This is a genomic window from Pseudomonas sp. GCM10022186, assembly GCF_042656385.1.
GTDB lineage: Bacteria > Pseudomonadota > Gammaproteobacteria > Pseudomonadales > Pseudomonadaceae > Metapseudomonas.
In genome coordinates, this window is sequence record NZ_JBHSOU010000076.1 from 1 (window position 1) to 23,334 (window position 23,334).

Annotated in this window: 20 protein-coding genes; 12 read left to right on the forward strand and 8 right to left on the reverse strand. The window is 64.4% G+C overall.

Going from position 1 to position 23,334, the window contains the following annotated elements; genetic code table 11:
* Window positions 1-436: 436 nt before the first annotated feature.
* Entirely contained in the window at window positions 437-964 is a 528-nt protein-coding gene (locus ACFPU0_RS27850) for a VOC family protein (RefSeq protein ID WP_377696530.1), read from the forward strand.
* A gap of 9 nt (window positions 965-973) precedes the next feature.
* The gene (locus ACFPU0_RS27855) at window positions 974-1,771 is read left to right on the forward strand and encodes an SDR family NAD(P)-dependent oxidoreductase (RefSeq protein WP_377696531.1); all 798 of its coding nucleotides are present in this window, start codon (window positions 974-976) and stop codon (window positions 1,769-1,771) included.
* 104 nt (window positions 1,772-1,875) lie between these two features.
* Here the strand turns inward: ACFPU0_RS27855 and ACFPU0_RS27860 are convergent, their stop codons facing one another.
* A complete protein-coding gene (locus tag ACFPU0_RS27860; protein ID WP_377696532.1) occupies window positions 1,876-2,787 on the reverse strand; it encodes a LysR family transcriptional regulator in 912 nt (303 codons plus the stop codon).
* Window positions 2,788-2,946: 159 nt separating this feature from the next.
* Between ACFPU0_RS27860 and ACFPU0_RS27865 the strand changes: the two genes are divergently transcribed.
* From ACFPU0_RS27865 to ACFPU0_RS27890, 6 genes are all read left to right on the forward strand, one after another.
* Entirely contained in the window at window positions 2,947-4,269 is a 1,323-nt protein-coding gene (locus tag ACFPU0_RS27865; RefSeq protein WP_377696533.1) for a serine hydrolase domain-containing protein, read from the forward strand.
* 150 nt (window positions 4,270-4,419) lie between these two features.
* Window positions 4,420-6,276, forward strand: coding sequence for a DUF1302 domain-containing protein (locus ACFPU0_RS27870; RefSeq protein WP_377696534.1), 1,857 nt, complete (start codon window positions 4,420-4,422; stop codon window positions 6,274-6,276).
* 17 nt (window positions 6,277-6,293) lie between these two features.
* Window positions 6,294-7,643: a DUF1329 domain-containing protein gene (locus tag ACFPU0_RS27875; RefSeq protein WP_377696535.1), complete on the forward strand. Its 1,350-nt coding sequence runs from the start codon at window positions 6,294-6,296 to the stop codon at window positions 7,641-7,643.
* A 21-nt stretch (window positions 7,644-7,664) separates the two neighbouring features.
* A complete protein-coding gene (locus ACFPU0_RS27880; RefSeq protein ID WP_377696536.1) occupies window positions 7,665-8,801 on the forward strand; it encodes a WD40/YVTN/BNR-like repeat-containing protein in 1,137 nt (378 codons plus the stop codon).
* 8 nt (window positions 8,802-8,809) lie between these two features.
* Window positions 8,810-11,170, forward strand: coding sequence for an efflux RND transporter permease subunit (locus tag ACFPU0_RS27885; RefSeq protein WP_377696537.1), 2,361 nt, complete (start codon window positions 8,810-8,812; stop codon window positions 11,168-11,170).
* Window positions 11,167-12,795: an arylsulfatase gene (locus tag ACFPU0_RS27890; protein ID WP_377696538.1), complete on the forward strand. Its 1,629-nt coding sequence runs from the start codon at window positions 11,167-11,169 to the stop codon at window positions 12,793-12,795. Before ACFPU0_RS27885 ends, ACFPU0_RS27890 begins: the two co-directional genes overlap by 4 nt.
* Before the next feature lie 163 nt (window positions 12,796-12,958).
* Here ACFPU0_RS27890 and ACFPU0_RS27895 read toward each other — a convergent pair whose 3' ends face one another.
* Complete coding sequence (locus ACFPU0_RS27895; protein WP_377696539.1) at window positions 12,959-13,783, reverse strand: SDR family NAD(P)-dependent oxidoreductase; 825 nt, start codon at window positions 13,781-13,783, stop codon at window positions 12,959-12,961.
* Window positions 13,784-14,066: 283 nt separating this feature from the next.
* Between ACFPU0_RS27895 and ACFPU0_RS27900 the strand changes: the two genes are divergently transcribed.
* The 3 genes from ACFPU0_RS27900 (at window position 14,067) to ACFPU0_RS27910 (ending at window position 15,711) form a co-directional block, all read left to right on the forward strand.
* Window positions 14,067-14,588: a ProQ/FinO family protein gene (locus tag ACFPU0_RS27900; protein ID WP_377696540.1), complete on the forward strand. Its 522-nt coding sequence runs from the start codon at window positions 14,067-14,069 to the stop codon at window positions 14,586-14,588.
* A 347-nt stretch (window positions 14,589-14,935) separates the two neighbouring features.
* Window positions 14,936-15,253 carry a type II toxin-antitoxin system PrlF family antitoxin gene (locus ACFPU0_RS27905; RefSeq protein ID WP_377696541.1) on the forward strand — a complete coding sequence of 106 codons (318 nt, stop codon included), beginning with the start codon at window positions 14,936-14,938 and terminating at the stop codon, window positions 15,251-15,253.
* On the forward strand, window positions 15,253-15,711 hold the full coding sequence (locus ACFPU0_RS27910; protein WP_377696542.1) for a type II toxin-antitoxin system YhaV family toxin: 459 nt from the start codon (window positions 15,253-15,255) through the stop codon (window positions 15,709-15,711). Before ACFPU0_RS27905 ends, ACFPU0_RS27910 begins: the two co-directional genes overlap by 1 nt.
* A gap of 176 nt (window positions 15,712-15,887) precedes the next feature.
* Here the strand turns inward: ACFPU0_RS27910 and ACFPU0_RS27915 are convergent, their stop codons facing one another.
* Window positions 15,888-17,027: an SRPBCC family protein gene (locus tag ACFPU0_RS27915; RefSeq protein ID WP_377696543.1), complete on the reverse strand. Its 1,140-nt coding sequence runs from the start codon at window positions 17,025-17,027 to the stop codon at window positions 15,888-15,890.
* Window positions 17,028-17,473: 446 nt separating this feature from the next.
* Here ACFPU0_RS27915 and ACFPU0_RS27920 point away from each other — a divergent pair, with 446 nt between their 5' ends.
* Window positions 17,474-17,665: a hypothetical protein gene (locus ACFPU0_RS27920; RefSeq protein WP_377696544.1), complete on the forward strand. Its 192-nt coding sequence runs from the start codon at window positions 17,474-17,476 to the stop codon at window positions 17,663-17,665.
* Window positions 17,666-17,762: 97 nt separating this feature from the next.
* Here the strand turns inward: ACFPU0_RS27920 and ACFPU0_RS27925 are convergent, their stop codons facing one another.
* The 5 genes from ACFPU0_RS27925 to ACFPU0_RS27945 all read right to left on the reverse strand — a co-directional run bounded on the left by ACFPU0_RS27925 (window position 17,763) and on the right by ACFPU0_RS27945 (window position 23,200).
* Complete coding sequence (locus ACFPU0_RS27925) at window positions 17,763-17,936, reverse strand: hypothetical protein (protein ID WP_377696545.1); 174 nt, start codon at window positions 17,934-17,936, stop codon at window positions 17,763-17,765.
* On the reverse strand, window positions 17,933-19,063 hold the full coding sequence (locus ACFPU0_RS27930) for a PepSY-associated TM helix domain-containing protein (protein ID WP_377696546.1): 1,131 nt from the start codon (window positions 19,061-19,063) through the stop codon (window positions 17,933-17,935). Before ACFPU0_RS27930 ends, ACFPU0_RS27925 begins: the two co-directional genes overlap by 4 nt.
* A 60-nt stretch (window positions 19,064-19,123) precedes the next feature.
* On the reverse strand, window positions 19,124-21,502 hold the full coding sequence (locus tag ACFPU0_RS27935; protein WP_377696547.1) for a TonB-dependent siderophore receptor: 2,379 nt from the start codon (window positions 21,500-21,502) through the stop codon (window positions 19,124-19,126).
* Window positions 21,503-21,725: 223 nt separating this feature from the next.
* A complete protein-coding gene (locus ACFPU0_RS27940; protein ID WP_377696548.1) occupies window positions 21,726-22,685 on the reverse strand; it encodes a FecR domain-containing protein in 960 nt (319 codons plus the stop codon).
* A complete protein-coding gene (locus ACFPU0_RS27945; RefSeq protein ID WP_377696549.1) occupies window positions 22,682-23,200 on the reverse strand; it encodes an RNA polymerase sigma factor in 519 nt (172 codons plus the stop codon). Before ACFPU0_RS27945 ends, ACFPU0_RS27940 begins: the two co-directional genes overlap by 4 nt.
* Window positions 23,201-23,334: the final 134 nt, after the last annotated feature.

Consider the following 23,334-nt stretch of genomic DNA (forward strand, 5'->3'; position numbering starts at 1 on the left):
TCAGTGACAATCAAACTGCTCGGCTATCTGCTGTGATCAGCTGAGTCCCCGCAAACTCAACTGCCAGAACCATGGCAGTTACACCACTCGGTGGGACACGATCCCAGTGCCTACAGCGCTGGCGAGCAATGTCTATTGCAATGCCAGCTACCCCAGTTGCTCCGTACCCGTTTCCTCCCTTGCCAGATTGCTGCCCTAGTTGTCGCCCAACCTGCGAGTTCAACACAACGATTCGTCGCCCTAGTGGTGCGCGTCAACGACCAACGCCTGCAACGCTTCGCGCGGGACCGGCTGCAAGGGCTGCGAATGCCGGTCGTGCACCGGCTGCCTCTGTCGGAATGGGCGCGAGCGCACGAGCTGAAGGAGCCGGGCGGGGGCGGCGCCATATCCTCGCTGGCGGCTCTTCCCTTACTGACATCACATGCAAGGAGTTGTCATGAACAGTGCTTTCCTCGGCCAGATAGACCAGATCGGCTATCTCGTCGATGACCTGGAACAGAGCATCGGACGCTGGCAACAGCATTTCGGTGTCGGGCCATGGACCGTCTTTCGGAACGTCTCCCTGGAGGGAAATTATCGCGGTGAACCGGTGACGGTCACCATGGATGTCGGGCTCGGTTATCAGGGCGCGATCCAGGTCGAGTTGATTCAGGTGACCAATGCCGCGAAGTCACCCTATCGGGACGAGCAAGGCCGTGTCCTTCATGGAATGCACCATGTCGCCTGGATCGTCACCGATATCGACCAGGCGATAGCGCGTTTGACGGCCACTGGGCTTCGAGTGGTTCTCGAGGCGAGCAACCCGGCGACGCGCGTTGCCTATCTCGAAAACGACGCGGAGCCGGGAGTGTTCTACGAAGTCATCCAGGGCACCGGCATGCGCGAGCTGATCCAGCAGGGCATCGAGGCCGCCAGGACCTGGGATGGTTCCGACCCGATTCGTGTCATTGATACCGCTGTGTGAGAGAACTGCATGTCGAAGCGATTGGAAGGTAAAGCAGCCTTGGTGCTGGGGGTTGCGCCCGGCAATATCGGCGAGGCCATCGCCCGTCGTTACGTCGAGCACGGGGCCCGGGTGTTGGTGTCGGGGCGTCGCCCCGATGCGCTGTCGGCCGTTGCCGATGCCCTTGGCGTCCCCTGGCGGGTTTGCGATATCACTTCACAGGCCGAGGTCGCGGATCTCGTTGCCCGGAGTGAAGAACGGCTCGGCAGGCTCGATATCGGTGTCAATGCCACCGGTTGGGGCCTCCTGAAGCCCTTTCTCGAGCACAGCCAGGAAGACCTGGACAGGATGAACGCGGTCCAGTTCACCGGACCGTTCCAGTATTTCCAGGCGCTGCTGCGCCACATGCCCGAGGGCGGCTCGATCATCCAGGTTTCGTCGGTGACCGCCAGCATCATGTTCGACGACCATGCCGCCTACATGGGGACCAAGGCAGGCATCGACCATGTCATCCGTTGCATCGCCCACGAATTCGGCCAGCAGGGTATCCGTGCCAACTCCATCGCCCCGGGTGGCGTGGCCGACGCGCCGATGTCGGGGGGCGGCCTGATGCATCCCGCCATTGCCGCCCTTTATCACCGCGAGATTCCGCTGCGGCGTAGCGGCATCGCGGCAGAGGTCGCCGATGCCGCGCTCTGGCTGGCGAGTGATGAGTCCAGCTTCGTCACCGGTCAGGTCATCCATGTCAGTGGCGGCCAGACACTGCGTCGCAACCCATCCCTTGCCGAGGTATACGCTGCCGCGTCCGGCGCACCGCAGGCCAGTTGAAACCGCAGCGAGAAGAGGAACATGGGACGGCGGCCGGGAGTACCGGCCGCGCGTTTTCGATTGCATCGAGCAATACCTGGCCTCTCCCGGTTGATCCCCTGACCCTACAACCACTCCAGAATCTCTTTCTTGCCCAGCTCCTCCTTGAACAATTCGATCATTCGTTGGCAAACGGGGGAGAGGTAGCCCTGGGCCCGCGTGACGATGCCGACGCGCCGATCGAGCTCAAGTTCCCCGGGCCTCAGATCGATTGCCGCCAACCCTGTCGCCAGGAATCCACGTCCATAACGTGCCAGCGTCAGAAGCCTTGTCCCTTCAATCAATTGATAGAGCGTCTCGCTACTGAAGTCCGCCTCGGCCCGCCACAATGGCGAAGGCAGTCCGCGTTGACGGCAGTGCTCCTCGAGCATCTGCCGGACGCCCATGTTCCCGGCTGGCAACAACCACTCTTCCCCATGCAGTTCCGAGAGGGTGATCCGTTTCCGTGTGGCCAGCGGGTGACTCGGGTCCACGGCCACCACCAGGCGATCTTCATAGAGGAGCTGCGTGCTGAACTCGGCGCTGCTTGCCGATATGGGAACGAACGCCATATCGATGTCTCCGGCATCCAGAGATTCCAGTAGCTCCTTGGCCAATCGCCAGTGCAGACGAAGCTTGGCGGCGGGCCGTTCGCGCATCAGGCGGCGGCTGGCCGCAACGACCAGCGCATCGGGGAATGTCGGGGAGTAGCCAAGTCGCACGATCCCCTGCTCGCCCTTGCTGATGCAGCGCATTTCCGCAAGCGCGTCCTCGAAGTCACGGTGCAGGTGCTTTGCCCGCTCGAGAAACAGTGCACCAACCTCGGTGGCCCGCACGCCCTGCGGGAGACGCTCGAAGAGTTGAATCCCCAACTGCTGTTCGACCCGGCGTAGCGCCTTGGTCAGTGCCGGTTGGCTGATCCCCAGGAGCTCTGCGGCCTTGCCGATTGTGCCGTGCTTCTGGATGCAGACCATGTATTCGAAGTCGCGGGTGTCCATGGCATTCCAGATGGTTATGGGTTTTGCCTGTTTGGTTCTTTGTGTTTATGTCTGAATCTCTCACAGACTGGCGCCGCACCACAACAGTCGTGATCTGCCCGGGAATTGATCGTGGCAAGGTCCCGAACTGCCCGGACCACACCGTCGGACACAATAACAATGAACAACCAGCCAACTTTGATCACCGCACCATTCAAACGTGTTGCTTCTGCCTGTCTGTTGCTCACCGGCCTGGGTTTGCAATCCGCGTTCGCGGAAGGCGGACTGGACGTCATGCAGGGGTTCCCGCCGCCTGCCGAGCAGCGAGTGACCAAGGCCAATGCCTTTCAATCCCCCTACCTGCGCTGGGCCACCAGCCATGCGCGAGAGTTGTCGCCCACCCGTAACGTCGCCCGGGCTGAATCGCCCCTGGTGTTGAAGAATGGCGAGCAGCAGGCACTGGGCGATCTGGCCTTTTCCGTTGGCGAGCAGACACTGACGCTCTCCCGATATCTGGAAGAGACCACCACCGATGGCTTCCTCGTCCTGCACAAGGGGAGGATTGTCTACGAGCGCTATCTCGACCGCTTCACTGCGCGTCAGCCGCATATCTGGGCGTCGATGACCAAGTCGGTCACGGGCCTGCTTGCAGCGCAGCTTATCGCCGAGGGCAAACTGGATCCGAACGCACGGCTTTCCAGTTATGTACCCGAGCTGGTCGACACCCCCTTCGGCGACGCCACGCTCCAGCAGAACCTGGATATGGCGGTTGCCGTCAGCTATCCCAGCGACGTGCCCCCGGACATCGGGCTGTTCGCTGCGACGGGCATTGTCCCTCGCAAACCCGGCATGCCTGCCAGCATCTACGACTTCCTCAAGGTGACGGGTAGCGATGCGGCGCAGGCGGGCAAGCCGCTGTTCTTCTACCAGAACGGCTCGCCTGAAGCGGTCGCCTGGGCCATCAGCCGTGTCACCGGGCAGAGCTGGAGCAAGCTGGTGTCGGAGCGGATCTGGTCGCGGTTCGCGGCAGATGACGCCGACATGCTGGTGGATGAGCAGGGCATCGAGATGGCCAGTGGTGGGTTGAGCAGTAGCTTGCGCGATGCCGGACGCTTTGCCGAAGCGGTTCGCCTCGCACTCGGCGAGGACTCCCGGAAAGACCCGTTCGCGCGAGCCGTGCAGCTGAGCTTCGCACCCCACGACAATCGGGACCTGGTTGCCGCGGGCAGCAGGTCCGGAGAGCGCTCGGGCTACTCCTACCGCAATTACTGGTACCAGAAGAACGACGGCAACGGATCGCTGGAAGCGGCCGGTCGTTTCGGCCAGAAGATCTACATCAATCCAGCCCGCGAACTGGTGATCGTCAAGCTGGCCTCCGCCATGGACCTGGCACCCCGCGCCACGCAGTCCGGAGCCCGTCAGGCCCGAGGCCCCAGGCCGGTTGATTCGCAGAAGGCGTTCAACAATCTGGTCACCGCCGTGCTCCGCGTCATGCCCGACTAACCCCAGGGCGGGGACTGGCAGTCCGTCCCTGCACTCGATCCGGCCAACTTCCCCTGAAGCTCGCGCCATCGCTGGCGTGGATCGGGTTCGCTCGCGCCGGTTTCAGGCCAATCGAAAACCTCACAGAACAACTAATAAGAGGGTAGCGTCATGATTCACCAACAGTCCCGCCGTCACCGACTGGTACGGGCCTCGCGGGTCCTTTCTCCCCTGGCCCTGGCAATCTCGATGGGCAGCGGGGCCGCCGAGATCCAATGGGGCGAGGTGAGTGGCCGTGCCAACGGCAGCCTCAGCATCGGTGCGATCTGGAATGCTGAAAAGCCTGACAGTGACAGCATCTTCCAGGGGAACGCCGACAGTATCGGTTATGGCGCGCCCGGCCAGTTCAATCCCAGTGGCGGGCGTACCGGCGACGATGGCCGCCTCAATTTCCGCAAACGCAACCTGGTGTCGTCGCCGGTCACCCTGCTCGGCGAGATGGAACTGAACTGGCGCAACTATGGCGCCTTCATCCGTGGAAAGGCCTGGTACGACTACACCCTGAGCAATCGCGAGGTGGATTTCGGCCATTCGTCCAATGGCTACCAGCCGAACAGCAAACTCGACGACAGCCACTTCGACGAGTTGGCCAAGTTCCAGGGCGTGGCCCTGCTCGATGCCTATGTGTTCGGTGATTTCACCATCGGGGACCACCCACTGCATGCCCGAGCCGGTAACCAGGTGGTCAACTGGGGCGAGGGCCTGTTCTTCCAGAACGGTATCAACGCGGCCAATCCCATCGACGTGGCGGCGCTGCGCCGACCCGGTTCGCAGCTCAAGGAAGCCCTGCTGCCGGTGCCCATGCTTTACGGCAACCTCGGCCTGACCGACGCCTTGAGCCTGGAGGCCTTCTACCAGCTGGAATGGAGGCGGACCGTGCTGGAGGGCTGCGGCACCTACTTCGCGACCAACGATTTCATCTCCCAGGGCTGCTTCGGCGTTCCGCGTGGCGGTGCCAACGACCCGGTCAGCTTCGGCAACGATCAGATCATCCGCCGCGCGGGGGACAACGAACCGTCCGACGCCGGGCAGTTCGGCCTGGCCTTGCGCTATTTCGCCGACCAGATCGGCACCGAGTTCGGTGCCTATGCGCTGAACATCCACTCGCGCACGCCGTACTCCAGCATCCTCACCGATCTGCGCCCGGGTGCGGGGGCCGGCTGGCTGCCGGGCAAGCAGGACACCAACGGACGCTATTTCGCCGACTTCCCCGAGGACATCCGCATCTTCGGCCTGAGCTTCTCCACCAATCTCTGGGGCACCTCGATATTCGGCGAATACAGCTACCGTCCGAATCAGCCGGTGCAGTTGGCCACCGGTGACCTCATTCCTGCGTTCGCCGGCAACCCCGGGGCGACGGCCGCGGTGATCGGCCAGGATATTACCCTCGGCCAGGACGCCATCAACGCCACGCCGGGCTCGGTCTACAACGGCTATGACCGCCGCGAGATCTCGCAACTGTCGCTCGGCTTCATCAAGTCCATTTCCCAGGTGTTGGGCGCCGACAGCCTTGGCCTGACCGGCGAGGTGGGCATGAAGTACATGCACGATCTGCCGGGGCTGGACAAGCGCCGCTACACCAAGGGCGACCTGTACGGTTCCGACCTGGCTGACGGCAACGCTGCCGGTTGCCTCGTAGGCGCCGCGGCGCAGTACCGGAAGTACGCCTGTTCCCGGGACGGCTATGCCACGAAGTTCTCCTGGGGATACCGCGTGCGCGCGCAGCTCAATTACCCGGCGCTGTTAGCCGGGGTCAACGTCTCGCCCTTCGTCGCCTTCGGCCAGGACGTCCAGGGTTGGTCCTACGACGGCAACTTCGTCGAAGACCGTCTGCTGGGCTCGGTCGGCGTCAAGGCCGACTACCTGCAGAACTACTCCGCCGAACTCTCCTGGTCGGGCACGGGCAATACGCCGTTCGGTGCCACCGACCGCGACTTCATCGCCCTCAGCCTGCGCATGGGCTTCTGACACCCGAGGTAACTGCCATGAACAAGCATCTGTTCTCCGCCGCCGTGCTCGGCGGTTTGCTCAGCCTTGCCAGCGAGATCGCCCTGGCCAAAGCGAGCGCCGAAGAAATTGCCCGCCTGGGCAAGGATCTGACTCCCACCGGTGCCGAGAAAAGCGGCAATGCCAGCGGCAGCATTCCAGCCTGGAGCGGCGGCCTTGCTACGCCACCGGCCGGGTTCGACGCCAGCAAGGGTTATGTCGACCCCTTCGCGGGTGAGAAGCCACTCTTCACCGTCTCCAAGGCGAACATGGCGCAGTACGGCGACCAGCTCAGCCCGGGCTACCGGGCCCTGTTGGAGCGGTACCCGACCTACCGCATGAACGTCTATCCGAGCCACCGCACGGCGGCCTTGCCCGCGACCGAGTACACCCAGATCGCCCGCGAGGCCGCCCAGGTGGACTTGGCCAACAACGGCAACGGCCTGGTCGATTATGAAAGGACCAGCGTGCCGTTCCCGATCCCGAAGTCGGGGATCGAGGCGATCTACAACCACCTCGTGCGTTACCGCGCCGGCGGCTACCTGTACTACCCCACGGAGATGGTGGTGCAGGCCAACGGCAGCTTCACCCCGGTACGCAGGGAAGTGAAGGCCGTGATGGCCTCGGCCATGGGCAATCCGGAGCCGAACCGGCTGTTCTACTACCTGGGCAAGGTCACCTCTCCGGAAAGTGTCGCCGGCGGCCAGACGCTGATTCACGAACCGCTGGATCAGACCCGCGAGAGTCGCCTGGCATGGGTCTACAACCCCGGCCAGCGTCGCGTGCTGCGCGCCCCGGAAGTCTCTTACGACTCCCCGGTCAGTACCTCCGATGGCCTGCGCACCAACGACATGATCGACCTGTTCAGTGGCGCACCGGACAAGTACGACTGGAAGCTGGTCGGCAAGCGCGAAATGCTGGTGCCCTACAACACCTACAAGCTGGCCGACCGTTCGCTGAAGTACGGCCAGATCGTACAGGCCAACCACCTGAACCAGGATCTGGTCCGCTACGAGCCGCACCGCGTCTGGGTGGTCGAAGCCACGCTCAAGCCCGGTGAGCGGCATATCTACGCCAAGCGGGTGTTCTACCTCGACGAGGACAGCTGGGGCATCCTCGCCGCCGACCTCTACGACGGCCGCGGCGAACTGTGGCGCGTACAGGAGGCCCACAGCCTGCAGCGCTACGACGTGCTCTCGGCCATCCATGTCAGTGAAGTCGCCTATGACCTGCAGGCCCGACGCTATGTGGTCTACGGCCTGGAGAACGAAGAGAAGCTCACCCGCTTCGGCATCCGCGCCACCCTCAAGGACTTCAGCCCCGCGGCTCTGCGCCGCTCGGGCCGCTGAGGTCGCGCGCAGGGAGAAACCATGAAGACGACTATCCGTCCGAGGCTTTGCCTTGTAATCGGCCTGGGCGCCAGCATCCTGGCAGCGTCCGCGTTCGGCGCCCCTCTCGCCGACCGCCTGGAGCGGCCGGCGCACCTGTCGACCAATACCGGACACCGGCTGCTTACCGATGTGCAGCGAGTAGGGGAGCGGCTGGTTGCGGTCGGTGAAAGCGGCCACATCCTGCTACGCGAGCCTGATGGGCGCTTGCAGCAGAGCAGCGTGCCAGTCGACCTGCTGTTGACTGCCGTGCACTTCGTCGGCGAACGAGACGGCTGGGCGGTCGGCCATGACGGCGTGGTGCTGCACAGTGCCGATGGCGGCAGGACCTGGAGCAAGCAACTCGATGGCCGCGCCATCAGCCAGTTGATGGTTTCCTGGGCGGAGGCGGAAGTCGCCCGGCTCGAGGCCGCCAGCGCGGCCGCACCGGGTGATGCGGCACTGGAAAGTGCTCTGGACAACGCCAATTTCGCCCTGGATGACGCCAGGGCCGGCGCCGAGGCGGGTTCCTCGCGTCCGCTGCTGGATGTCTGGTTCCGCGATGCGCAGGAAGGCTGGGCGGTGGGCGCCTACGGCATGATCGTGCACACCCGCGATGGCGGAAAGACCTGGGCCTTTGTGCCCGGTCTGGAAAACCCTGACCGATTGCACCTCAACGCCGTTCTGGGACTGGCCGCTGGCAACCTGCTGGTGGCAGGGGAGGGTGGCCACCTGTACCGCACCAACGATGCTGGCCGGCATTGGCAGAGGATCCAGCCCAGTACCCCAGCCTCGCTGTACAAGCTGATGCAACTTCGCGACGGCCGTGTGCTGGCTCTTGGTTTTGGCGGCACGCTGCTGTCCAGCCAGGACCAGGGCGACAGTTGGCAGCAGGTGCCCTTGCCGGTTCGCGCCGGGCTTTATGGGGGCGTCGAGCTGGACGACGGCAGCCTGCTGCTGGCCGGACAAGGTGGCGTGCTGCTGGCCAGCCGCGACGGCCAGCGCTTCAGACCCTGGTCATCTGCGAACAAGGCGGCGCTGCTCGGTGTCGCCGCAATCGACCCCACTCAATTGGCACTGGTCGGTGGCAGGGGACTGCAGGTCTTGCCCATGACGGAAATCCGGGAGCAGTTGCAATGAATGCGGCGATGCCACACGAAACACTCAAGGTCGGCAGCCGGTTGACGCGCCTGGTCGGTTACACCGAACGCACCCTGTTCCACTACCGTCCGGCAGTGCTGGCGTTCTTCATGCTCGCCTTCCTGCTGCTCGGCTGGAAGGCCCTGGAGCTGCGGCCCGACGCCAGCTTCACCCGGATGATTCCCACCAGCCATCCCTATATCCGGAACTACCTGAAGTTCGAGGACGTGCTGCGGCCGCAGAGCAACGTGCTGCGCGTACTGGTGGAGAACCCCGAGGGTGAGATCTTCACCCGCGCGTTCATGGAAACGCTGCGGGAAGTCAACGACAAGGTCTTCTATATCCCCGGTGTCGACCGCGGCAACCTCAAGTCCCTGTGGACGCCCAACGCCCTCTGGAGCGAGGTGACCACCGAAGGCCTGCGCGCCGGCCGGATCATCCCGGATGGCTACGAGGGCAGCCCGGAGGCGCTGGCCCAGGTCAGGCAGAACATCCTGCGTGCCAACATGCTCGGCAGCTTCGTGGGCAACGATTTCCGCTCGGCGATCATCCGCGTGCCGCTGCTGGAGAAGGATCCGGAGACCGGCCAGCCGCTGGACTACGGTCAGTTCGCCCTGGTGCTGGAAAAGGAGGTGCGCGAGCACTTCGCCGGCCAGGGCGTGCACATCCGAGTGATAGGTTTCGCCCAGATCATTGGCGACCTGCTGGCCGCCGCCGGCGACATCGCGTTCTTCTTCGCTCTTACGGTCGGCCTGATCAGCCTGTTGCTGCTTGCCTACTGCCGCTGCTGGCGCAGCACCGCGGTGACAGTGCTGACCTGTCTGCTCACCGTGGTCGGCCAGCTCGGCTTGCTCAGCCTGCTGGGCTTTGGCCTGGACCCGTACTCGATCCTGGTGCCCTTCCTGATCTTCGCCATCGGCATCAGCCATGCGGTGCAGAACATCAACCTGATGATGAGCGAGATGGGCAGCGGGGCCACGCCGCTGGAGGCGTCCCGGCGCACCTTCCGCGCGCTGTTCATTCCCGGCTCGACGGCGCTGCTGGCCGATGCCGTCGGTTTCATCACCCTGCTGGTGATCGATATCGGCGTGATCCAGCAGCTGGCCATCACCGCCAGCATCGGCGTGTTCGTCGCTATCTTCACCAAGATGTTCCTGCTGCCGGTGCTGATGTCCTATGTCGGTGTCAGCCCGCACGGGCTGCGCCAGCAGCGCAGGCGCGCCGATTCTTCCTGGCCGGTGTTCCGCCGCCTGAGCCGCGTGGTCGAGCCGCGCATCGCCGTGCCGCTGGTGCTTGGGAGTTTGCTGCTCCTCGGGTTCGGCTACCACGCACGGCAGGACCTGAAGATCGGTGACCTCGCTGCGGGTGCTCCGGAGTTCCGCCCCGAGTCCCGCTACAACCAGGACAACGCCTACCTGCTGGATCACTACAGCACCAGTACCGATGTCTTCGTGGTGATGTTCAGGACGCCACCCGAGCAATGTGCACGCTTCGCCGCCGCCGACCTGGGCAACCAGCTGGAACGCCACTTGCTGGAAGTGGAAGGGGTGGAGTCGGTTCAGTCGCTATACGGCGCCATGCGCTTCGGCATCCTCGCGCGTAACGAGGGCAATCCCAAGTGGGCCGAGTTCTCCCGCGACCCCTACGTGATGAACAACGCCCGCGCCGGCGCCTCCTCGGAACTGGTGGATGCCAATTGCAGCGTGGCGCCCGTCAGCGTCCATCTGGCCGACCACAAGGCCGAAACCCTGGCCCGTGTGACTGCTGCTGCAGAAGCCTTCGCCAGACAGTACCGAGGCGGCGACTTCGAGGTACTCCTGGCAGCCGGCAATGCCGGCATCGAGGCCGCGACCAACCAGGTCATCCAGCGTTCGGAAAAACAGATGCTGATGCTGGTGTTCGCGATCATCTCGCTGGTGGTGCTCTGGGAGTTCAGATCGCTCAAGGTCACCTTTGCGCTGATGGCGCCGCTGTACCTGTCCACCGTGCTCTGCGAGGCGGTGATGGCGCAGATGGGCCTGGGGGTGAAGATCGCCACCTTGCCGGTGATCGCCCTTGGCGTCGGCATAGGCGTTGACTACGGCATCTACCTCTACAGCCGCGTGGAGGCCTTCCTGCACCAAGGCCTGGCGTTTCGCGCGGCGTTCTTCGAGGCCTTGAAAACCACCGGCACCTCGGTGGCCTTCACCGGCATCACCCTGGCCCTCGGCGTCGCCACCTGGTCGCTCTCGGCGCTGAAGTTCCAGGCCGACATGGGCCTGCTGCTGGTCCTGCTGTTCATCTGGAACATGGTCGGCGCGCTGGTCCTGCTGCCGGCCATCGCCTCCTTGCTTACCCCGCAACGATCCAAAGAAAGGAAACACCCATGAGAGTCTCTGCATCGAGGAGCAGCCGCTTCATGGCGCTGCTCAGCGCCATTGCGCTGCCTGTCTGCGCCCAACCGAGTCTCGCACCCCAGGCAACGACGGACGACACCTTCCTTGCCAGGCCGACCGCAGAACGGCCGAACCAGGAGCCGGCCATCGTCCGTCCCGCCCAGGAGAAGGTTGCAGCCGAACGCCTGGACGAGTTGAGAAGGCGGTTCGGCCATGCGCCGAACATCGTCGTCGTGCTGATGGACGATGTGGGTTGGGGAGACCTCGGTGTCTATGGTGGCGGCGATGCCGTCGGTGCGGCCACGCCGAACCTGGACCAGATCGCCCACGCCGGCCTGCAGTTGACCAATACCTACTCGCAACCGTCCTGCACCCCCACACGGGCCACGATCATGACCGGCCAACTGCCGGTGCGTACCGGCCTGCTGCGCCCGATGCTCCCCGGCGAAGGCGCGAACGGCCGTGGTCTGGACGCGAAAACTACCCTGCCGCAGAAGCTCAAGGAGGCCGGTTATGTCACCCGGGCGGTCGGTAAATGGCACCTGGGCACCTTCAAGGAGGCCCAGCCGCAGAATGTCGGTTTCGACCACTACTACGGCATCCTCACCTCGTCCGACGACTACACGGCCTGGCGCGAGCCCTGGCGCAACCCCGACCTGGTCGGCGATCCTGTGCGCAAGGCCTGGGCCGCCAAGGGCGAGACCATGGCCATTGTCGAAGGCAGCAGCGGCGAAGAAGCGAAACCGGTGTTCCCGATCGACAACGACTCGATCCGTTTCGTCGACGAGAAGCTCACCGAGCACGCGGTGCGCTTCATCGAACAGAGCACGGACGCCAAGCAGCCATTCTTCCTCTACTTCGCCACGCGCGGCGCCCACAACGACAACTATCCGCACCCGGATTTCGCCGGCACGTCGCTGGCCAAGTACCCGTACAAGGACGTGATGGTCGAACTGGATCACCGCGTCGGCGAGATTCGTGACGCGCTGGAGCGCAGCGGCCAGTTGGAGAACACGCTGATCTTCATCACCAGCGACAACGGTCCCTTCGCCGAAGCCTTCCCCGACACTGGGCACACACCGTTCCGCGGCGCGAAAGGCACCGGCTACGAGGGCGGGGTGCGCGTCCCCGGGATCGCCTACTGGAAGGGCACGATCAAGGAGGGCCGCGTGTCGGCCGGACTGTTCGATCTGACCGACCTCTATGCCACCGCACTCACGCTTGCAGGTGCAAGCGACAAACTGCCCGGCGACCGTTTCATCGACAGCATCGACCAGTCATCCTTCCTGCTGGCCGACAGTGGCGCCTCGCGCCGACGCACCCAGTACTACTGGGCAGGGAACGCCTTCATGGGCCTGCGTATCGCCGAGTTCAAGGTGCTGGTGCGCGACCAGGTCTATCAGCACGACGATACCTGGCCGCGCAACAGCCCGTTCCAGAGCACGATGCAGGGTTCGATGTATGGCGGCAAGCTGTTCAACCTGCTGATCGACCCCAAGGAAGAGCACGCGATGGCCCCGCTGAAGCAGCCGCACATCCCGGTCCTGCTGCAAGCCGCCAAACAGCACGCAGCCACCTTCAAGGCCTACGCCCCGCCGGTGCCGATCCAGCTGCAGTAGCGACGCTGAACCCGCACGGTTGCCTTGATGACGGCAGGTGGAAATAGCCGGCAGGAAATTCCGCCTGCCCGTCTTCCATTTGCAGGCAGGACCGAATCGACGCGTCCGGGAAATTACCTGGTGCCGTCAGTCGGAGCCCGACTGCGCTCGGGGAACCGTCGTATCAGTAACGCGGCAGCTGCGGGTCGCGGCGCATGAGGATCCCCTCCGTGCGTGCCTTGAGCGCCTCATCGAGCAGTTCCGGTTGGGGCAGCAGCCAGTAGCGGCCTTCATTGATGCCGGCGAAGACTCGCTGGGCGAACTCGTCGGGAGACAAGCCGTTTTCCCGCAACATACCGCGCAGTTGCTCCACGAAGCCGCGGACCGCCGGTTGCTCGGGGGCATCGCCGAAGGGGTCGTCGAAGATGCCGCTCTGCACCGGCCCGGGCGCCAGCAACGAGACGCCAATCGGTGCATCGAGCATGCGCAACTCGCCATGCAGCGATTCGGTCAGCGCCACCACGGCGAACTTGGTCGCCGAGTATGGGGACATCAGCGGGCTTGGCAGGAATCCGCCGATCGAAGCCGTGTTCACGATACGGGAGCGGCTGCCTTGCTTCAGCAGGCGGGGCACGAAGCTGCGGATACCGTTCAGCACGCCCTGGACGTTCACCGCGAAGCTGTGTTCGAAACGCTTTTGCGAGATTTCCCAGGTGAATCCGGTAGCCATGACGCCCGCATTGTTGAACAGCAGGTCGACGCTGCCGAATCGCTCCCAGGCACGCGCGGCCAACTGGTCGACGGCTGCCGCGTCGGTGACGTCGGTGGGTACGGCGAGTATCTCGGTATCGAGGGAGGCGCCAAGCGCCTCGAGTCGTTCCCTGTCGATATCGGCAAGCACCAGGCGCATGCCCAGTTCGGCTGCCCTGCGCGCGAGCCCGGCGCCGATGCCGCTGGCTGCGCCGGTGATGACGGCGGTGGCGCCCTTTCGGCAGATAAGTTCGCTCATGACCAGATTCCTCCGTGGTGTGCAAGGTGGAGCGAAGGCGGTGGGCTTCATGAAACCCACGAATTAACGCCTGCGAGGCTATCTGGGCGTTGGCGCGGTGTCATGGTCCGAAGCGACTAGTTGCCTTTACTCGCGCTCCGTCCGATTCGGCATCGGATCGGCCCGTCGCTTGACGGTGCCAGGGCGACCAGATGGCAATCAAGGCGCAGTTGGTGGCTGCAGCCTGGCAACCTTTTGCGGTAACCTCCCGCATCCGATTTGACCGAACCTGGTACTGCGTAAGATGGGTTTTGAACAACTTGCTGAACTGAGGGAGCGTCTTCGCGCTCAGGCTGAACAATCCAAACCGGCCAAGCCGAAGCGCGCCGCCGCCCCGAAGCAGCGCCGCGAGCCGGTATCCCCGGAAGTGGAAATCATCTGGCGCCTGCAAAAGCATTTTCCCCTTGCGTTTCCGCGGAATCCGGCACCCAAGGTCCCGCTCAAGCAGGGCATTCTCGAAGACGCCCAGCAGCATCTCGAGACCCTTGGCGTGACAGCGGAGCAGCTGAAGCAGGCCATCGGCGCCTGGTGCCAGGGTGGCCGCTACTGGGCCTGCCTGGTGGAGAATGCCGAACGGGTCGACCTGCAGGGCCAGGCCGCGGGCCAGGTAACGGCTGCGCAGGCGCTGTACGCGAGAAAGCTGGCCTCGCGCCGCTCGCGGGAGCAGGCGCAAGAGCGGAAGGCCAAGCGCCCGCGACCTGACGCGTCACCGGCGCCTGCAGAGGCTGCCGAAGTGGACCCGGCACCGGCCGCAAACCCCAACTGAAGTCAGCGTCGACCCGGTTCGGGCGCGGTGCAAGGCCGCGCCCTTTTGCTTTCTGCGCGGCTCGACGGGGGCGGGCAATATGGAGTCTTCCTACAGGGCCTTTCCCCTAGGGGCCTTTCCGTTGGCTGGGTCGATGGCACGTTTGTCGAGTTGAACTTCCTGGCCAAGGCATGGCGCAGATGAACGCGGTAAGCATGACAGGGCGGCGAGTGTCTGAGTGAGGGCTACAGCCCACGGCAGGCTTGGTATCGATTCCGCCACGCCAGAGGCATGAATGGGGGACTCGAGCATTTGATCGGGTAAGGAACATTCCTTACTATTGATTCTGCAACTTATGGAGAATCCCCATGCATGACATCCACGAAGTGGCAACCCTGACCGCCAAGGGGCAGCTCACGCTACCCAAGCCTATCCGGCAAGCGCTGGGGGTCGACGCTGGTGGAAAGGTAGCGTTCGACCTGCGGGATGGCGAAATCATTGTCACACGGGCCGATGCCGGACACGTGGACCCGGCGATTTTGGCATTCCTCAACCTGCTGGAGGCTGACATCCGAGCGGGCCGCCACCTGCAATGCCTGCCTGAAGATCTGGCTGGGGCCATGCTCGCAAACGCTGGCCGGGCAGTTGATCTGGAGCAGGACATCGACGGTGACGTGGCCCTCTGATGCTACGCTACGGCTGGACGCTTCTGTTTCACGACGCCGTGATCGAGCAGCTGCAAAAGCTTCATGCGGCAGCGCTACGGGCTGAGCGGAATGACCCCGAAGGGGTCGACGGCAATGCCAACGTCAAGTTGTTCCGCGCGCTGAGCCACCTTATTTTGGACGTGGTGCCAAGCGATCCCTCCCGGAACGAATTCCGACAGGGAAGTACGCTTGGCCCCAAATTCCGGCACTGGCGCCGTGCCAAGATCGGGCGGCGGTTTCGTCTGTTCTTCCGCTACGACTCCGGTACGAAGGTGATCGTATTCGCCTGGGTCAATGATGAGCAGACCTTGCGCTCCGCGGGGAGCAAATCCGATCCTTATGCGGTCTTCGAGAAGATGCTCGGGCGGGGCAATCCCCCCGATGATTGGGCGGCCCTGGTGGCCGCCAGCCGCACAGAGTGGGCGGTAGCGGAGTAACGCTACGGAGACGGCCCTGTCTGGGCCCAAGCCGCGCCTCGATCAGAAAATGCTGTGGCTTGTTTAAGCCAACTCCGATATCGGGACGATCGTGATGAGACTTGAGAGGCGACCTGGCTGATTCGCCAGTTGTTCGGCAGCTTGGCACGCGGCGTTTGGGTTTCCGCGATTCGCTCTCAGGCCATATCCCGCTGGCGGGCCGGTGCGGCCCCGATGGTCCGTTCGGCCATCTCCTTCAATTGCTCCATGGATTCGGCCGATTCGCGGTCGATCTTGCGGCGCATCACCAGCCAGTTCGCCAGCTGCATGGCCAGGCCAGAAAAGCCGTACTCCAGGGTACGGACGAAACGCGTGCCGCTTTCCGTCCCTTCGCACTCGTAGGTCAACACCAGTTCCAGCCCGTGGGTGCCGCGGGCGGTGGCACTCCAGCGGCGGCCGGGGTTGTACTCGGTCACATCCCAGCTGAGGTGGCCCGCGCGGCCACCGGCGTGGATGTCTTCCTCGAAGTGACTGCCGGCGGGCAGCGGCCCGGCGGGGCCCTCCACGCGCAGGGAGGAGGGGTGCCATTCCGGCCAGCGGGTGGCGGTGCTGGCGTAGGCCAGGACCTGTTCCGGGCCGTGGGCGATTTCCACTTCGTGCAGCATGCGGGTCATGGGACTCTCTTGTTCCAACGGTTCCCAGTGCAGGCTGCCTTTGAGCCAGTCCATCAGCGGGAAGACCAGATTGAAGTTGTGGCTCTGCATCAGGTCGCGACGATGGTGCAGTTCGTGGAGCCGGCGCATGTGGCGGATCCACGGCAGGCGCGAGATCGGGTGGTTGGCGGGCAGGTGCTCGCACGCATGGAAGACCTCGTAGCTCAGGTAGCCGGCCAGCAGCGTGGCGGCGAAGAGCGCGGCCGCATTGGCGTTGATGAAGGACAGCAGCCACCAGGCGGGGAACAGGGTGGCGCTGAAGAGGACGATGAGCCAGGCGGGAAACAGGATCACCCGCCAGTCCCGGCCCGATTCCCAGGTCATCTGCCCGGCGACGAAGAAACTGTGGTGATCGCCGGTGTGGCGCTTGTAGAACATCGAACCGAGCCGGGTCTTGTGGTGGCCAAGGTGCTTGTGGATGGCGTATTCGCCCCAGTTGAAGAACACCAGCGCCGCTGGCACCACCAGCCACTCCAGGGCTTTCACGTCATCCAGGCGGCCAATGAAGAAGGCGAGGCAGGCCGCGCCGTAGAACAGCACGAAACCACCGTGCAGCCAGACGTTGTAGAGCGGGTGGATGCCCGCGCGATAGCGATCGCGAAAGGACTGGGTGTCGTGGCTCATCGCTGCTCCGGCAGTCTTGTTGGTGTGCTCCCGCAGTCTAGTGATGGTTCCCGCCTTTTGAAGCGGGGTTCCCGATTATTGGTGAATTTTGGCAGAAGTGGCCGCCCCGCGTGGCGTTCGCGGGAGCCGGTTCGGCTGCGTTGGAGTAGCGGGGTGGAGTCCTTCGCGGCCATCTAGCAGGTCGCGCGGAGTGGTTTCAGCGGGTGTCCTGATGGGCGGTTCGCGCCGCTCTAGGCTCACGGCGGTAGCGGGTCTTGCGTGGGGGTGTCGGGCGGTGCATTTAGTTAGCTAGCGAACTAACTGTGCTGGGGTCGGTCCTATTTTCCGGAATTGATCGCCGCTCCCTGGCCATTCAGGCATCTACTGGTGCTCCAGTCACCTAGGTTGATCGAGGAGACCCCTGCCGATCTTTTCCGCTGTGCTTTTCTGTTGTCCGGAGATTGATTATGAAATCTGTTATCGCCCTTGCTTCCGCCCTGACCATCGTCCTTTCGGCCAGTTCAGCCATGGCCGCAGGCGGCGGCGATCGTACGACTCAACGCTGGCAGGCCCGTCTGGCCCAGGTCCAGCTGAAAGAGCAGAAGCAGCAAGAGGCTGTGGCTGCCAAGCAACGCGCCGAACAGGCCCGGCAGGGTTGACCGGGGGCGCCGGCCGGCGCCCTCCTGCGTATTCGAATCCCATGAAAAAGGCCTGCCCGGTAATGCCGAGCGGGCTTTTTTTCTGCAGCCTCGTTGCTCATTCGCGCGGGCGACGTAGCAGTGGCCAGGCGCCCAGCAGCATGGGCACGCCCATGCCGAGCCAGGCCAGGGCGTCCCACCAGCCATCGCCCAGCAGGGCGCTGAACAGCCCCAGGACGCAGAGCAGGCCGATGATCGTGGGCAGGGTGAAGGTAGATTGCCGCCAGTTCATGCCGTGATCTCCTCGGTCGCTCGTTGCCCGACGGCGCGGCGCTGGCGTACCCACCAGAGGTACAGGCCGCTGCCCAGCACGATGATGGTGAGGATGTCCAGGCCGGCCCAGAGCAACTGCATGGGCCGGCCGCCGTAGTCACCGAAGTGCAGCGGCTGTGACATCGCCAGGGCATCCATGTACCAGGGGCGCTGCGCCACGGCGGTGACCTCCAGGGTTCGCGCGTCGATCAGCACGGGCGTCCACAGGTGCGCAGTGAGGTGCGTGCCGCCGGCCATGAACACCGTGTAGTGGTGCTCGCTGGAGAAGCGGGTGCCGGGGAAGGCGATGAAGTCCGCCTGCATGTCGGGCAGCGCGTTGGCGGCGATCTCCAGTACGTTGTCCATGGGCGCGCGCCCGGTCAGCGGCGGCGCGTTGCGGTAGGGCTCCACCAGTGCGGTCAGGGCGTCCTCGCGCCAGGCGCTGATCAGCAGGTCGGCGCAGGCGCTGATGACACCGGTGACCCCCACCACCAGGGCCCAGGTCAGGGTGACGATACCGATCAGGTTGTGCAGGTCCAGCCAGCGGGTGCGTATGGAGCGCTGGTGGCGCACTTCGGCGAACTTCAGACGGCGCATGAAGGGCGAGTAGAGCACCAGGCCGGAAAAGATGGCGACCACGAACAGGGTACCCATGAAGGCCAGCAGCAGCTTGCCGGGCAGGCCGGCGAACATGTCCACGTGCAGCCGCAGGATGAACATCAGCACGCCGCCGTTGGCGGCCGGCATGGCCACCGGCTCGCCGGTACGGGCGTCGAGCATGAAGGTGTGGGAGGCGTTGGGTTCGGTGCCGGCCGTGGCGGCGGTGATGGCCACCACGCCGTTGGGCTCATCTTTCTCGTAACCCAGGTACTGCACCACCTCGCCCGGACGATGGCGCTGGGCACTCTCCACCAGTTGCTGCAGCCCCAGGCGTGGCGTGTCCGGAGCCATCTCGCGCAGTTCGGGCGTTTCACCCAGCAGCTGTTCCAGTTCGTGGTGGAAGATCAGCGGCAGCCCGGTGAGGGCCAGCATCAGCAGGAACAGGGTGCAGATCAGGCTGGTCCAGGTATGGACCCTGGACCAGCGGCGGATGGTGCGGCTTTGCATGGCGAATCCCGGTTGCGGGGCTGCCCGCGGTGGCAGCCCTTGTTCGATTTGGCGCGAGGCTCAGAACCTGTAGTTCACGCTGCCGACCACGGTGCGCTCGTCACCGTAGTAGCACCAGTAGCCATCGCAGGTGGACAGGTACTCCTTGTTGAACACGTTCTTCGCGTCCACAGCCACGGAAAGGCCGCGCAGCGAGCTGTCCAGGCGGCCCAGGTCGTAGTGCACGGAGGCGTCGTAGACGGTGTAGGAGCCGGTGTGGCCTAGCCAGGTGTTGGCGGTGTTGCCGTAGCTGTCACCCACATAGCGCACGCCGCCGGCAACGCCGAAACCGTCGAGGATGCCGCTGTGCCAGGTGTAGTCGGCCCAGGCGGTGGCCTGGTTGCGCGGTACCTGGGCCATGCGGTTGCCCTTGTCCGGACCTTTCCGGATTTCGCTGTCGGTGTAGCTGTAGGAGGCCACCAGCTTGAGGTTCTCGGTGACGTCGGCGGTGGCTTCCAGCTCCAGGCCGCGAATCTCCAGCTCGCCGATCTGGCGTGTCACGCTGCCTTCGGTAACGCTGACGTTGGTCTGGTTCAGGTCGTAGACCGCGGCGGTCAGCATGGCGTCGGTGCCGGGCGGCTGGTACTTGATGCCGACTTCGTACTGCCTGCCTTCGGTGGGTTCGAAGGAAACGGTGCTGTCGACGTTGGCGCCTATGGCCGGCTGGAAGGATTCGGCATAGGAGATGTACGGGGTGATGCCATTGTCGAACAGGTAGCTCAGGCCCAGGTTGCCGCTGAAGGCGGCGTCGCGCTGGGTATTGGTGGCATCGTTCTTGTTGTAGAACTCGGTGCCGGTGTGCACCCAGTCTTCACGGCCGCCGAGGGTCAGTCGCCAGTTGTCCAGGGCGATCTGGTCCTGGATGTAGAGGCCGGTCTGGTGGGTCTTCTGGTTGAAGTCCTGCATGGTGAAGTAACTGACACCGGACAGGTCTGCGCCGTAGATCGGGTTGTTGACGTTGATCGGCGGTACGCCCATGCCGTAGAGCCAGCGGTAGTTGGTGTTCGCGCGCTGGTGGTCGAGGCCCAGCAGCAGGGTATGGTCCAGCTCGCCGGTGCTGAAGTTGGCCTGGAAGTTGTTGTCCACGGCGAACTGGCTGATGTCTTCGTCGACGATGCCGGATTCGCGGTTGACGTTGCCGTTGGCATCGACGGTGTTGAAGGTGGCCACGTTCACCGCCTGGAATTCCAGGTCGCTCTTGGTGTAGCGCAGGTTCTGGCGGAACTGCCAGACATCGTTGAGGCGGTGTTCGAAGGAATAGCCCAGGGCGTAATAGGTGCGGTCGTAGAAGTCCCAGTCCGGCTCGCCGAGGTTCTTGTGGTGGGAGATCTTGCCGAACGGCGAGTCGATCCTGGTGCCCTGCAGCGGCAGGAACTGGCCGGTGATGCCCGTGTCGTCGCGGGTGTACTGCGAGAGGAAGGTCAGGCGGGTGTCGTCGTTGATGTTCCAGGTCAGGCTCGGCGCGATGTTGTAGCGCTTGTCCGGGATGTGATCGACAGGTGAGTTGCTGTCACGCGCGGTGCCGCTGACGCGGTAGAGGAGCTGGCCCTCGTCGTCGATCTTGCCGGTGCTGTCGAAGTTGATCTGCTTGTGCTCGTTACTGCCGGCCTGCAGTTCCACTTCATTGGCCTGCTCTTCCTGGGGGCGGCGGCTGACCATGTCGAGCAGGCCGCCAGGCGGGGTCTGGCCGTAGACGGACGATGCCGGGCCACGCAGCACGGCGATGCGCTCGAGGTTCCAGGGTTCGACCTTCGGGTTGGCGAAGGAACCCACCGGGAGCGGCAGGCCGTCGAGGAACTGGGTGGGCACGAAACCGCGCACCTTCAGCCAGTCGGCGCGGGAGTCGGAGCCGTAGCCGCTGCTCATCACGCCGGCGGTGTAGCGCAGCGAGTCGTTGAGGTTGAGGGTGGGGCGCGAATCCAGCTGCTCGCGAGTGATCACGGAGATCGAACGGGGAATCTCGTTGATCGCGGTGTCGGTCTTGGTGCCGGCGGCGGTGCGGGTGGCGACCATGCCGGTGGTGGGTCCCCAGGCGGTCTCGAAGTTGCGGCTGCCGTCGATGTTCACATCCGGCAGGCTCATCGCTTCTTCGGCCACGGGAGCCAGGCTGTAGCTGTCGGCGCCGTTCTGCACCAGGCGCAGGCTACTGCCCTGCAGGGCCTGGGACAGTGCCTGCAGCGGGGTGAGCTCGCCCTGCACGGCGGGCGCCGTCTTGCCGGCGGTCAGGGCTGGATCGATGCTGAGGACGATGCCTGCATCCGCGGCGATGCGGTTCAGGGTGCTGGCCAGCGACGCCGGCGGCAGTTGGTAGGTTTCCGCCAGGGCCTGGGTGGACAGGCCGCCAAGGGTGATGGCCAGCGCCATCAGGGTACGCCGGAACGGGGCAGAAGCAGGATGCATTGCGAACATCTCCTAAGTGAGAAATCGTCTCAATGCCTTCTTGCCGAACCAGAATCGAAAAGTGACAGGGGGACGCTGAAAATTTTTCTGGTCCGTCCCTGGACTCGTCATTTCGTGGGGTGAATCGATGCGTCCGGCCATTACCTGGCGTAGGGTCCGGAGGCTTTTGAAGGGTGGATCGAGGTGCGAAACCCATCGTTCGGGGCGATGGGTTTCGTTCGGCTCAGTCGTTGGCGGGTACCACGCGCACCCACCAGTCGCTGAATCGCTCGATGCGCACCGGCAGGCTCGGGGGGAGGGCGGCCAGGGCCTTGTCGCTGTCGTTCAGCGGGAATACGCCGCTGATGCGCAGGTTGGCCAGGGCCGGGTCGAGACCCAGGTAGCCGCTGCGGTACTCACCCAGGCTGTCGATCAGCACTGCCAGCGGCAGGTCCTCGGCCACCAGCATTCCGTGGCTCCAGGCTTCGGCGCCAACCGGCGCGGCTTCGGTGGGGCCGAGGTGTTGCCGATCGATGCGTACCTGCTCGCCGGCCCGGATGATGCGTTCACCGGACGCGCTGCGCGGCTCGGCGGCGACAGCCGATTCGAGCACGATCAGGCGGGTCGACTCGCCCTCGCGTCGCACCAGGAAACGGGTGCCCAGCGGCTGCAGGCGGCCCTGGTCGGTTTCGACGATGAATGGGCGCGGATCGGCGTGGCCGGTCTTCACCAGGATTTCTCCGCTGCGCAGGTAGAGCCGGCGTTGCGGACCGTCGAAGTCGATATCCAGCGCCGTGCGGCTGTTGAGTTGCACGACGCTCTTGTCCGCCAGGCGCAATTCGCGGTGTTCGCCGCTGGAAGTCATTTCATCGGCCAGATAGTCCCCCAGGGGGCGTTGCTGGGCCAGGAAACCAAGGCCCAGGCCCACCGACACGACCAGGGCCAGGGCGCTGCCGGCGACGGGGTGCAGGATGCGTCGCCGCACGCCACCACTGCGCAGCAAGGCTCGGCGGGCGTGGACGGGAGCGGCTGCGCAGAGCTGCTGGTCGATACCCCCCAGTTGCTGCCAGACCTGCGCGTGCTCCGGGTGCGCGCCCAGCCAGCGGCGGAACTCGTGGCGTTCCTGCTCAGTGGCTTCGCCGGAATCCAGGCACAGCTGCCAGGCGATGGCTTCGTCCAGGGCTCGTGCGGATACCCGGCTCATGTCGGTTCTCCGTAGAGCGCGATGTAGCACTGGCGCATGCCCTGGGCCAGGTACTGACGCACGCGCGAGGTGGAAACCCCCAGGCGTTCGGCGATCTCGGCATGGCCAAGGCCGTCCAGACGGTTGTGGAGGAAGGCGGCGCGTGCCTTGCTGGATAGCTGGCCGAGCAGGTGGTCGATCTCACGGAGGCTTTCCAGGATCAGTGCCTGTTCCTCGGGGCTTGGGTGAAGGTCCTGGGGGGCTAGGGCAAGTTCTTCCAGATAGGCGCGTTCCAGGTCATTGCGGCGGAACTGGTCCACCAGCAGGCCACGGGCGATGGTGGCCAGCAGGGCGCGAGGTTGGCGGGGCGGTTGCAGTTCGGCGCGGGTGAGCAGGCGCAGGAAGGTCTCCTGGCTGACGTCTTCGGCACGGTGGGGACATTGCACCGTCTTGCGCAGCCAGCTGAACAGCCAATCACGATGGTCTCGGTAGAGCAGCCCTACCAGATGCGGGTTCGCGGGATCACCGGCCGACACGCTGACCTCATTGAGAATAACTGGAAAGAGTGTTTAAGAATTATTCGCAATTATGGCAGAGGGTGGCGCCGTGTCGCAATCGGTGCGGGGCAATGGGCGATGGATGGTGGTGCTGGGCAGGAGGGTGGGGAGGG